Source organism: Streptomyces sp. NPDC059142, from assembly GCF_042755665.1.
Taxonomy (GTDB): domain Bacteria; phylum Actinomycetota; class Actinomycetes; order Streptomycetales; family Streptomycetaceae; genus Streptomyces.
In genome coordinates, this window is record NZ_JBHZDA010000028.1 from 31,054 (window position 1) to 42,972 (window position 11,919).

Here is an 11,919-nt window from a genome sequence, read left to right on the forward strand (position 1 = left end):
CCATCGACCCCGGCGACACCCGGGCCAGAGGCCGGGAGCCGGCCGTGACCGTCGCCGCGCCCGCCGCGCCCCCCGCGGCGCTGCCGCCGCCGGGGGCGGACCCCGGCCCCGGGCGCCCCCCCGAGCCGGCGCCGCAGGGCGCCCCGGGGCGGCTCACGGTGCTGCTGGGCGGGCGCGAGTCCGCGCTGCCGCCGTCCGCGCTGGCGTACGCGGAGGGGCGCGCCCTCGCGGACCTCGTACGGGCCGAGTAACCCGTTCGGCGCAGCCGCCGCCGGTTGTCCACAGGGACTCCCCGACGCGCGGAATCTGAGTACGCTGCAAGGCATGAAGGACCATCCCGGGCCCGAGGGCCAGGTGGCACCGCCCCCGCCGGAGACCTGGAGCGGCCGCGCCACCAACCGTGTGCAGTGGCTGCTGGCCGCCGCGGGCGCGGCCTGTGTCGCGCTCGGCGTCGAGCTGGCCGTCGAGTCCAGCTGGAACAGCGGTCCCGTGGCCCTGCTGATGTCCGTCGTCGGCTGTGTGGCGGCGGGCCTGCTGATCCTCTTCGGCACGCTGGCCTTCGTCCACGTGGCGGTCAGCGTCGACGAGGAGTGCCTGGAGGTGCGCTGCGGCCACATAGGTCTGCCGCGCCGCAGGATCGAGTTCGCCCAGGTGGTGGACGCCGACTTCGCGCCCCGGGTGACCCCGCGCCAGTGGGGCGGCTGGGGCTACCGCTGGCGCCCCGAGATGGGCACGGCGGTGGTGGTCCGCCGGGGCGAGGCCCTGGTCCTCAAACTGGGCGACGGCAGGACGTTCACCGTCACGGTGGACGACGCCGAGTCGGCGGTACGGGTCATCCGCCACCGGCTGGGCCTGCTGCCGACGACGGCGACGGAAACCGGCCGGGCCGGCGCCTGACACCACGCGGACGGAGCACGTACGGATCACGGGCGCGGAGCGCCCACCCACCCCGTCGGGTCCGGCACCGCCATCCCGTCACCGCCCTCCCGGAACCGCCCTCCCGCCCGCAGCCCGCCCGGCGCCCGCCCCGCTGCCTCTTGGCGCCCGCCCGGCCCGGCCGGTTCCGCCATCGATGCGCACCGCGCCCGCCCCGCTACCTCTCGGCGGCGGCCCCGGCCCGTGCGCCCTCCGCCGGGCCCGGTGGTGTCTCCGGGCGCTCTCCCGCCGCCGGCCGCGCCGTCGCCAGCCCGGCCAGCAGCCCCGCGCCCACCGTCACCTGGGTGAAGCTCAGCGCGTTGCCCACGGTCGCCAGGGCCGTCAGCGCCGTCAGCGCGGCCCCCGCCGTCAGAATCACCGGAGTGGAGCAGGGCGAGCGCCCCAGCGCGTACAGCCACCAGCCGTACACTCCGCCCAGCAGCACCACGCCCACCACGCCCTGCTCGGCCGCCTGCTGGAGCGGCGCCGAGTGCGGCTTGCCGTCGCCGTCCAGCGACCGCGCGGCGGCCGGGCTGAGATCGCCGAACCGGTCAGGCCCCGCCCCGCGCCCCGGACGCTCCCGCGCCAGCTCCGCCGCGTCGTGCCACAGCTCGGCCCGGTGCGGGGTGAGCTGTCCCTCCAGCGCGACCGTCAGTCCCTCGGGGAGCGCCCGCTCCGCCACCGCCCAGGACGCCCCGACGACCACCACCGTGACCAGGGCGTACCCCGCCAGCCCCAGGAGCCGCGCGCGCATCCGGGCCGCCGCCAGCGAGCACAGCAGCACACCGAGCGCCGCGATGAACCCCACGACCGAGCCGAGGAGCAGCGCGCACCCCGCGATCGCCAGGGCCAGCAGCCGCAGCGCCAGCCGCGCGGACGCCTTGCGGGCCCCCGACCCGGCGCAGCAGGCCGCCCCGCCGGCCAGCACCAGCAGCGCGGCCACCGCCCCCGAGTCGCCGGGCGGGGAGGCCGCGCTCACCGACGTACCGAACGTCTCCTGGCTGGATGCGATCGCCCCGGCGAGCCAGACCAGCGCCATGACGGACGCGGTGGCTACCGGGACGAGCGATCCGCAGATCCGGCCGACGACGTACCCCGTGGTGACGGCGAGCACCGCGAGCAGCACCCCCTCGGGCCTGCCCTCCCGCCCCGCCGCGCTGATCAGCGACCAGACCGCGGAGCCGGCGAGGAGCGCGGCGCCGACCGCGTCGGGCGCCCTGCCGCGCACCCCCGTCGCGCCCCGGTCCGACGGTGCGGCCATGGTGTCGACCCCCGAGCTGTGACAGGCCCCGCCCTGTGCGTATGGCCGGATCCGGGCCGTACGGCCGGGACTGGCGCACACGTTAACGGCAGGGACGGGCGTTTGTGGAGGGATGTGGAGGGATTGCGGAGAAGTGTGCCCGTCGCGGGCGTCCGTGACGGGCACCGAGGGGCAGGTCTCACCCCGGGCACACAGGGCGCCACCGTAGACTCCGCCAGGTGAGCGCCACCATGACCACCGTCGAACCCCCGCAGCCCGCCGCCCCGACCGGCCCCGGGCGGACCCTGGCCCGGCGGTTCGCCCGACCGGCCGGAGCGGCCGCGTCCGGTCTGCTGCTCTACGCGAGCTTCCCGCCCAGGACGCTGTGGTGGCTGGCCCTGCCCGCCTTCGCCCTGCTCGCCTGGAGCCTGTACGGGCGCAGGGCGCGCGCCGGCCTCGGCCTGGGCGCTCTCGCGGGGCTCGGCTTCCTGCTGCCGCTGCTGTACTGGACAGGCGCCGAGGTCGGCCCCGGCCCGTGGCTCGGTCTCGCGGCGGTCGAGGCCGTCTTCATCGCGTTCACCGGGCTCGGCATCGCCCTGGTGAGCCGGCTGCCGCTGTGGCCGGTCTGGGCCGCGGCGGTCTGGATCCTCGGCGAGGCGGTCCGCGCCCGGGTACCGTTCGGCGGCTTCCCCTGGGGCAAGATCGCCTTCGGCCAGGCGGACGGCGTCTTCCTGCCGCTCGCGGCGGTCGGCGGCACCCCCGTCCTCGGCTTCGGCGTCGTGCTCTGCGGCTTCGGCCTGTACGCGTGCGTGCGGCAGGTCCTCGCGTACCGCGCCACCCGCACGGTCCCGCGCGCGGCGGTCGCCGGCGCGGCGGCCACCGTCCTCGTCCCGGTCGTCGCGGCGCTCGCCGCGCTGCCGCTCGTCAGCGACACGGCCGAGGACGGCACGGCGACCGTCGCCGCGATCCAGGGCAACGTCCCGCGCGCCGGCCTCGAATTCAACGCCCAGCGCCGGGCCGTCCTCGACAACCACGTGCGCAGGACGTTGCAGCTCGCCGCCGATGTGAAGGCGGGCAAGGAGCCGCAGCCCGACTTCGTGCTCTGGCCGGAGAACTCCTCCGACATCGACCCCTACCGCAACGCCGACGCCTACGACGTGATCGACGGGGCGGCGAAGGCGATCGGCGTCCCCATCTCGGTGGGCGCCGTCGTCACCCCCGACACCGGTCCGCTGTACAACCGGCAGATCCTCTGGGACCCCGAGCGCGGCCCGACCGCCACGTACGACAAGCGGCAGATCCAGCCGTTCGGCGAGTACCTTCCGCTGCGCTCCGTGCTGAAGCGGATCACCCCCGGCTACGCCGAGATGGTCCGCAGGGACTTCGGGCGCGGCACCGGGACCGGAGTCTTCGACCTCGCGGGCACCGAGGTCGGCCTCGCCACCTGTTACGAGGCCGCGTTCGACTGGACCGTACGGGACTCCGTGACGCACGGCGCCCAGCTCATCTCCGTACCCAGCAACAACGCCACCTTCGACCGCAGCGAGATGACGTACCAGCAGCTCGCGATGAGCCGGGTGCGGGCCGTCGAACACAGCAGGACCGTCGTCGTCCCGGTCACCAGCGGCGTCAGCGCCATCATCCAGCCGGACGGCCGGATCACTCGGAGCACCGGGATGTTCACCCCGGACGCGCTCGTGGCGAAGGTGCCGCTGCGCTCCTCGCTGACGCCCGCGACCCGGCTCGGCATGCTGCCCGAGGCGCTGCTGGTGGCCGTCGCGGTCGCCGGACTGGGCTGGGTGGCGGCCGGCGCCGTACGGGCCCGGCGCGCGGGCTGAACCCCGGCGGCGCACGGTTCGTTAGGGTCGGTGGCATGGGAACCCCTGACTTCATCCGCGAGATCCGGGCCGACGCCGGCCACCAACTGCTCTTCCTCCCGGGCGTCAGCGCCGTCGTCTTCGACGACGAGGGGCGCGTCCTGCTCGGACGGCGCGCCGACACCGGGGCGTGGTCGATCGTCGGCGGGATCCCCGAGCCGGGGGAGGAACCCGCGGTCGCCGCGGTGCGCGAGGTGGAGGAGGAGACCGCCGTCCGGTGCGTCGCGGAGCGGGTCGTCCTCGTCCAGGTGCTGAAGCCGGTCGTCTACCCCAACGGCGACCGGTGCCAGTACATGGACATCGCCTTCCGCTGCCGGGCCGTCGGCGGCGAGGCGCGCGTCAACGACGACGAGTCGCTGGAGGTCGGCTGGTTCCCCGTGGACGGGCTGCCCGAGCTGGCGGACTTCGCGCTCTTCCGGATCAAGCAGGCGCTCGGTGACGAGCCCACCTGGTTCGCGCCCGCCGGACTCGGCTGACCCCGCGCCTCCCGGCCCGGTGCCCGCGCCCCTTGGCGGGGCGCCCTCGACGCGACGCGGCGCCGCGCGGGCACCGGGCACCGGGCACCGGGCTCAGCGGGTCGCCCCCCGGGTGAAGCCGTTGTAGATGTAGCGCTGGAGGAAGAGGAACGCGACCAGCGTCGGGACGATGACCAGCACCGTGCCCGCCGAGATGCTCTCCCAGTGCGCCCCGAAGGGCCCCTTGAAACGGAACAACGACGTGGAGATCGTGCCCCGTTCCTCCGACGGCATGTAGAGGAACGGGATGTAGAAGTCGTTGTAGACGGTGATGCCCTTGATGATCACCACGGTCGCCACGGCCGGTTTGAGCAGCGGAAAGATGATCTTCCGGAAGACCGTGAAGGAGTTGGCGCCGTCCAGCCGCGCGGACTCGTCCAGCGAGACCGGGATCCCCCGGATGAACTGGAGGAAGATGTACACCGAGACGATGTCGGTGCCCATGTAGAGCACGACCGGCGCCCAGAGCGAGTCGAAGAGCCCGAAGCTGTTGACGATCTGGAAGGTCGCCACCTGCGTCGTCACCCCGGGCACCAGCGTGGCGAACAGGAAGAGCGCCACCACCAGCCGGCGGAAGCGGAAGTCGAAGCGGTCGATGGCGTACGCCGTCATGGAGCCGATGACCACCGTCCCGGTGATCGCGAAGAGCAGGATGAACGCGGTGTTCCCGAAGGCGCCGAGCATCTTGCCGTCCGAGAACGCCGTCGCGTAGTTCGCGAAGTTGAACAGGTCGTCCGGCAGCGCCAGCGCGCCGCTGCCGTCGGCCAGCTCCCTCCCGGTCTTCAGCGACGTCAGGAACACCACCCCGAGCGGCAGCAGGACCACCACGGCCGCCACCACCAGGGAGAGGTACTTCAGGGAGCCGGCCAGCCGCGCACGGGCGCTCATACGAGATCCACCTTGTCGTCCGGGACGAGACGGCGCTGCACCCAGGTCACCGCGAGGATGATCAGCAGCAGGACGACGGCCGCCGCCGACGCCAGCCCCGTCTTGTTGAACTGGAACGCCAGCTTCACGGTCTGGATCACAAAGGTCTCGGTGCCGGTGGCCCCGCCGGTCATGATGTACGGGATCTCGAAGACCGACAGCGAACCGGAGACCGCCAGGATCACACTGAGGCTCAGGACCGGCCGGATACCCGGTGCGATGATGTGCCGGAACTGCTGCCAGCGGCCCGCCCCGTCCAGCTCGGACGCCTCGTACAGCTCACCGGGGACCGACTGGATCGCGCCGAGGAACAGCACGAAGTTGAGCCCCATGAACCGCCATACCGAGACCCCCGCCAGCGAGATGTTCGCCGAGGTGGGGGAGGAGAGCCAGGCGTGGTCGCCGAAGACCCCGAAGAGCCGCAGCACCGAGTCGAGCGTGCCGCCGTCCTGGAAGAAGTAGAGGAAGACGAAACCGATCGCGACCCCGTTGACCAGGTACGGGAAGAACAGCACGCCCTTGAAGAAGTTGCGGAAGCGGGTGTGGAAGCTCAGCACGGTCGCGAAGTAGAGGGCGGCGGCGATCTGCACCACCGACGCCGCCAGGTAGTAGCCGCTGACGAAGAAGACCTGGAACAGCTCGGGCCGGGTGAACAGCTCCCCGTAGTTGCCGAGCCCGGTGAACGTGAGATCGGGGCTGACCCCGTCCCAGTCCGTGAAGCTGTACACGACCATGTTGACGACCGGTGCGTACGTGAACACCACCAGCAGCGTCAGCGGTACGAGCAGGAAGAGCCAGGGCGTCAGCCCCCGCCGCGGCCGTCGCGTCATCGCGCGCCCGCGCTCTTCTCCGCCTCGTTCCAGCGCCGGGAGAGCCCGGCGAGGAAACCGTCGAGATCCCCCTTGGCGGCGCCGCGCGCCACATCGACCAGATCCTGCCGGTACTCCGGCTTCTGGAGACCGACCTCGGCCGCGTTGTCGATCTCGTTGACCAGCGCCGCGTCCTTCTGGTCCAGCTCGATGAAGTTCACGCCCCGGTCCGTGTACGGCTTCAGCACCTCCGGCAGCGGGTCGCCCTTCAGCGGCGAGAGGGCCAGGTTGTCGGCGGCGTACCCGGACTTCTCGGTGAACCAGTCGATCCAGGCGCGCGCCGCCTCCTTCCGCTTCGAGTGGACGTTGACCGCCTGCGCGTAGTCCGGTGCGGCGACCGCGCAGTACGCGCCGTCCACCTGGGCGGGGTAGGGCATGAAGCCGATGTCGCCGGGGTCGGTGCCGGCCTGCTCGGCAGCGGCCCGGAACTGGGTGATCGCCCAGGACCCCAGCCACATCGTGGCGATCTCGCCCTTGGCCAACCGGGGCTTCGAACCTTCCCAGTTGGTCGTCGACGGATCCTTCTCGACCAGCCTGCCGCGCACCATGTCGTACAACAGCGTGTCGATGGACCGCAGTTCGGACCCCTCGGCCCACGGGTCCGTCGTCGCCAGCAGATTGTTGGCCTGGACGTCACAGCTCACCGAGCCCAGCGCGTTGGTCCACGAGGTGAGCGGCCACCGGTCCTTGAAGTTGGTGTAGTACGGCACCGCGTCCGTCCGCGACCTGATCGCCTTCAGATCGTCGAGGAACGCGGCCGGGGTCGTGGGCCACTCGGTGACTCCGGCCCGCTCCCACACCTTCTTGTTGTAGAGGAACCCGGGGGCCACCCCGATCGGACTCTGCCCGTAGACCTTGTCGTCCACCGTGGTGAAGGCGGTGAACCGGTACTTCTTCTCCCGCTCCGCCCGGCCGCCGAGGGAGGCGAAGAACTTCGGGTAGTCGTTCTTCCTGATCGCGGCCGGGATCATGAGGACGTCGCCGTAGTTCTCGGTGTTCATCCGGATCTTGACCTCCCCCTCGTAGTCGGTGATCCCGTCGAACTCGACGGTCACCTTGGGGTAGATCTTCCGGAACGCCTCGGCGTACTTCTTCATCGTGCCGTCCTGCACCCAGTCCGTGCGGTGGGTCAGCACGGTGATGGTCCCCGAGACCTTCGACGGGTCGTCGGCCGCCTTCGCCTCCGCGCCCCGGGACGCGGCCCCGCCGCCGGTGCAGCCGGCCACCAGCAGCGCGCCGGCGAGGGCGGTGGCGATCAGGGGGACGGAGGACGGCCTTCTCCGGTGTGCGCGCACGGTGGTCACGGTCGGTACGGTCATGTCGGCCCCTTGGCTCGGTCGTACGACGGAGACCGGGAAGGGTCCGCACACCTTCCGGCGCCGTGAAATTAAGGGCGCCGCAAAGCGAGTGTCAATGCCGGTGCATTGCTTTTCTCAACTTCCCCGGTGAACGATGTGCGCGGGCCGGGTTTTCCGCCCGGACCGATTCGGCCATATTCACCGGAGAATCCCCGGAGCTCTGCCCCGGGGAAACCGTCCGTACCTGCGCAGAAAAGCGAGGCACCCCACCGTGAAGCGCCCCACCATGGCCGATATAGCCGACCGGGCCGGCGTCACCAAGGCCGCCGTCTCCTTCGCCCTCAACGACCGCCCCGGTGTCTCCGAACCCACCCGGCGGCGCATCCGGGCCATAGCCCAGGAGCTGGGCTGGCAGCCCAACAGCGCGGCGCGGGCGCTCTCCGGCGGGACGGCGGGGGCGTTCGGCCTGGTCATCGACCGCCCGGCGCGCACCCTCGGCCTCGAACCCTTCTTCATGCAGCTCATCTCAGGGATCCAGGCCGAACTGATCGCCGACGCGACCCCGCTCGTCTTCACCATGGCCGAGGACCGGAACACCGAGATCGCCCTCTACCGCTCCTGGTCGGCCCGGCGCCGGGTGGACGGCGTCTTCCTGGTCGACCTGAAGGTCGACGACGCCCGCGTCCCCGTACTGGAGGAGCTGGGCCTGCCCACCGTGGTGATCGGCGCGCCGGTCGGCACCCGCAGGCTGCCCGCCGTGTGGAGCGACGACGCCGCGGCCGTCTCCACCGTCGTCCGCCACCTCGCCGGCCTGGGCCATCGCCGCCTCGCCCGGGTCGGCGGACCGGTCCCGCTGCGCCACACGGCGATCCGTACGGAGGCGTTCGACGCGGCCGTCCGGGAGTTGGGACTGACCGGCAGGACCGTGGAGGCCGACTACAGCGGCGTGGGCGGCGCCGCGGCCACCCGCGCCCTCCTCGGCGCGGACCGGCCGCCCACCGCGATCCTCTACGACAACGACGTGATGGCCGTGTCGGGCCTGACCGCCGCGCACTCCCTGGGGGTGCGCGTCCCCGGGGACCTCTCCGTCGTCGCCTGGGACGACTCGGCCCTGTGCGAGCTGGTCGACCCGCCGCTGACCGCGCTGAGCAGGGACATCGTCGCCCACGGCGCACGCGCCGCCCGGATGCTGCGCGAGGTGGCGGGCGGGCTCACGGTCCAGGACCTCCAGGACCCGGCACCCCGCCTCACCGTGCGCGGCAGCGTCGGGCCGCCGCCCGCGGCCGGCTCCTAAACCGGTTTACGGCAGCGCGGGCGGGGTTGACGCTAAACCGGTACAGCGATTCACTGGAAAGGATGTTGCGCCGCCCGTCCGCACCGGGGCCGCATGCGATCTCCCGTACACACGGATCCACACACCGCTCGCATTATCGGCGCACGAGGTGCACGAACAGACGCACGCCTGACGCACACACGCCTGACGCACCGGGTATTTCCTCATTCCCCGTTCTAGGGAGAGTACGAAGATGCCGCGTCCCGCTGCCCGGATCTCCGCCGCAGGACACCCCGTCACCTGGATCGGCGCCAATTTCTGGTCACGTACCGGAGGGCCGCTCATGTGGCGCTCGTACCGGGGCGAGGTGGTCGACGAGGAGCTGCGGGTGCTGCGCGACCACGGGCTCACCATGACCCGTTCGTTCTTCTACTGGCCGGACTTCATGCCGGAGCCCGACCGGATCGACGAGCGGCTCTGCGCCCACTACACGGACTTCCTGGACCGCCACCACGACCTCGGCATGACCACCGTCCCCACCTTCCTCGTGGGCCACATGTCCGGCGAGAACTGGGACCCCGCCTGGCGCGGCGGCCGGGACCTCTACACCGATGTCTGGCTGGTCTCCCGGCAGGCGTGGTTCGCCCGGGAGATGGCGGCCCGCTTCAAGGACCACCCGGCCGTCGCCGGATGGCTGGTCTCCAACGAGATGCCGATCTACGGACGGAGGGGCGCCACCCGGGAGGAGGTCGCCGCCTGGGCGCAGATCGTCGTGGACGGCGTACGGGCGTCGGGTGCCCGCCAGCCGGTCTCGCTCGGCGACGGCGCCTGGGGGCTGGAGAACTCCGGCCACGACAACGGCTTCCGGCTGCGGGACTGCGCCGCCCTCACCGACTGGCTGGGCCCGCACGTGTACCGGATGGAGGACGACCCCGTCCGCCAGCACTACGCCGCCGCCTGGGTCTGCGAACTGACCGGCGGCTTCGGACTCCCCGTCGTCCTGGAGGAGTTCGGGCTCACCTCCGACTTCGCGTCGGGACCGCACGCCGCCCGCTACTACCGCCAGACGCTGCACAACAGCCTGCTGGCCGGCGCCACCGGCTGGATCGCCTGGAACAACACCGACTACGACACCCTGCGCGAACAACCGCCCTACTCGCACCACGCCTTCGAGATGCACTTCGGGCTGACCGACAGCGCGGGCACCCCCAAACCACAGCTCAAGGAGGTCCACGCCTTCGCCGAGCTGCTGGGGCGCGTCGACTTCGCCCACTGCGTCCGGCCCGGCACCGACACCGCGCTGGTGGTCTCCTCGTACCTGGACACCCTCTACCCCTTCACCCGGGAGGAGGACCGCACCTACGTGGAGCGGACCGGCCGGCAGGCGTGGATCAGCTCCCGGCTGGCCGACGCGCCCGCGACCGTCGTACGGGAGAGCGACGGCATCGTGGACGGCCACCGGCTCTATCTGCTGCCCTCCACCAAGCAGTTGCTCTCGCCCAGTTGGTACCGGCTGGAGGAGCTGGCGCGCGGCGGCGCGACCGTCTACGTCTCCTACTCGCCCGGCGCCCACGAGGAGCAGCGCGGCCCCTGGTACGCCCATCTCGACCGGCTCTTCGGCGTCCGGCACGCGCTGGAGTACGGACTGGTCGACCCGATCGAGGACGACACCGTCGAGTTCACCCTCACCCGGGCCTTCGGCACCCTCGCCGAGGGGGACACCCTCTCCTTCCGCGCGGCCGGTACCGCCAACAGCCGGGTCTTCCTGCCCGTGGAGCCGTACGGCGCCGAAGTGCTGGCCACCGACGGCCGGGGCCGGCCCGCCCTGCTGCTGCGCGAGACCGGCGCGGGCGCCATGGTGCTGTGCACCTATCCGCTGGAACACATGGCCTCCGTCACACCGCGCGTCAATCCGGACCAGTCGGTACGGCTGTACGACGCGCTCGCCGCGTACGCGGGGGTGCGCCGCCCGGTGACCGTGGACGACCCGAGGGTGGCGGTGGACCTGCTGGACCACGAGGACGGCAGCCGGTACGTCTGGCTGGTGAGCCAGGGCCGGGAGGAGCTGCGGGTCGAGCCGGCCGTCGAGGCGGGGCGGCGGCTGACGGAACTGGACGGCTCGGCCGTGGACGAGGTCACCCTGGAGCCGTACGGGGTACGGGTGCTGCGGCTGGTCGGGGCAGGCTGAGCGGGGCGGCGGTGGGCTCACTGGGCTCATACAGCTTCGTCGTCCATACTCACTGCCGTGGAGCAGCGCATAGATCCGAAAATCCAGACCGAGTTCGCCGTGGGGACAGACCCGGCGTACATCCCCGGTCTCGTGGCCCCCTCCCCGCCGAGGCCGGAGGAGAAGGACCCCGGGCGGGCCGAGGACGAGAGCGAGGAGCCGGCCGCCGCCGACGACGACGCGACCGCCCCGGCGACGGCGGAGAAGGGAGAGGAGCAGCCGGAGCAGCAGAAACAACAGGACGAGCCCGACGAGCCCGACGAGCGCGAGAAGGCCGAAGAGGCCGAAGCCTCCGAGGACTCGGACGGGAAGGACGGCAAGGCCGAGGCCGACGGGCCGGAGGGGGAGGCGGTCCCGCAGGACGGTCCCGTCTTCGAGGTCAGCGACCGTCGCGGCTCGATCACCGCGGACCGGGAGGGCGTCCGGTTCCGGCTGGACGACCAGGAGGCCGAGTTCGACTGGGACGAGATCGGCGCGGTCGAGGTCACGGTCCCCCGCTTCGGGCGCCGGTTCACGGTCACGGTGCACATCTCGTCGCGCCGCTGGTTCGACGCCGAGGTGGAGGCGCCGTCGAAGAAGCTCCTCAAGGAGTGGGAGGCGGAGCTGGACGTGGTCCTGGACGCCTACTTCGAGGAGTCCTGACCCGGACACCCGCACGCGGTCCCCGACGGCCGCCCGCCCGCACGGGCGGGGGGGCGGGGTGCGGCGCCGGGGGGGGCGGGGGGGGGCGGGCCCCCCGCGGGCGCCCCCCCGGGCGGGGGAGGGCGGCGCGGCGCCC

At 72.5% G+C, this 11,919-nt stretch carries 10 protein-coding genes and 1 pseudogene; 7 read left to right on the top strand and 4 right to left on the bottom strand.

Annotated elements, in window-relative coordinates; translation table 11 throughout:
• Positions 1–251 (top strand): annotated as a pseudogene (locus ACFXPK_RS13495) (hypothetical protein); the annotation flags it as partial.
• Between the two features lie 73 nt (positions 252–324).
• The gene (locus ACFXPK_RS13500) at positions 325–897 is read left to right on the top strand and encodes a hypothetical protein (protein ID WP_384996407.1); all 573 of its coding nucleotides are present in this window, start codon (positions 325–327) and stop codon (positions 895–897) included.
• 196 nt (positions 898–1,093) lie between these two features.
• Here the strand turns inward: ACFXPK_RS13500 and ACFXPK_RS13505 are convergent, their stop codons facing one another.
• Positions 1,094–2,176, bottom strand: a complete 1,083-nt coding sequence (locus ACFXPK_RS13505) for an O-antigen ligase family protein (protein WP_385074848.1) — start codon at positions 2,174–2,176, stop codon at positions 1,094–1,096.
• A 218-nt stretch (positions 2,177–2,394) separates the two neighbouring features.
• Here ACFXPK_RS13505 and lnt point away from each other — a divergent pair, with 218 nt between their 5' ends.
• Positions 2,395–3,993, top strand: a complete 1,599-nt coding sequence (gene lnt / locus ACFXPK_RS13510; protein WP_385074851.1) for an apolipoprotein N-acyltransferase — start codon at positions 2,395–2,397, stop codon at positions 3,991–3,993.
• A gap of 35 nt (positions 3,994–4,028) precedes the next feature.
• Positions 4,029–4,508 (top strand): NUDIX domain-containing protein, encoded by a 480-nt coding sequence (locus tag ACFXPK_RS13515; RefSeq protein ID WP_384996416.1) that lies wholly within the window; start codon positions 4,029–4,031, stop codon positions 4,506–4,508.
• 93 nt (positions 4,509–4,601) lie between these two features.
• On the opposite strand, the gene ACFXPK_RS13520 is transcribed toward ACFXPK_RS13515, so the two are convergent.
• From ACFXPK_RS13520 to ACFXPK_RS13530, 3 genes are read right to left on the bottom strand one after another with little or no spacing between them, the layout of a single operon-like run.
• Positions 4,602–5,435 carry a carbohydrate ABC transporter permease gene (locus tag ACFXPK_RS13520; RefSeq protein ID WP_384996418.1) on the bottom strand — a complete coding sequence of 278 codons (834 nt, stop codon included), beginning with the start codon at positions 5,433–5,435 and terminating at the stop codon, positions 4,602–4,604.
• A complete protein-coding gene (locus tag ACFXPK_RS13525) occupies positions 5,432–6,304 on the bottom strand; it encodes a carbohydrate ABC transporter permease (protein ID WP_385074855.1) in 873 nt (290 codons plus the stop codon). The genes ACFXPK_RS13520 and ACFXPK_RS13525 overlap by 4 nt, the downstream gene beginning before the upstream one ends.
• A complete protein-coding gene (locus tag ACFXPK_RS13530; protein WP_384996423.1) occupies positions 6,301–7,662 on the bottom strand; it encodes an ABC transporter substrate-binding protein in 1,362 nt (453 codons plus the stop codon). Before ACFXPK_RS13530 ends, ACFXPK_RS13525 begins: the two co-directional genes overlap by 4 nt.
• A gap of 265 nt (positions 7,663–7,927) precedes the next feature.
• On the opposite strand from ACFXPK_RS13530, the gene ACFXPK_RS13535 reads away from it, so the two are divergent.
• From ACFXPK_RS13535 to ACFXPK_RS13545, 3 genes are all read left to right on the top strand, one after another.
• Positions 7,928–8,935 (top strand): LacI family DNA-binding transcriptional regulator, encoded by a 1,008-nt coding sequence (locus tag ACFXPK_RS13535; protein WP_385074859.1) that lies wholly within the window; start codon positions 7,928–7,930, stop codon positions 8,933–8,935.
• A 232-nt stretch (positions 8,936–9,167) separates the two neighbouring features.
• On the top strand, positions 9,168–11,102 hold the full coding sequence (locus tag ACFXPK_RS13540) for a cellulase family glycosylhydrolase (protein ID WP_385074862.1): 1,935 nt from the start codon (positions 9,168–9,170) through the stop codon (positions 11,100–11,102).
• Positions 11,103–11,159: 57 nt separating this feature from the next.
• A complete protein-coding gene (locus ACFXPK_RS13545) occupies positions 11,160–11,783 on the top strand; it encodes a hypothetical protein (RefSeq protein WP_384996430.1) in 624 nt (207 codons plus the stop codon).
• Positions 11,784–11,919: the final 136 nt, after the last annotated feature.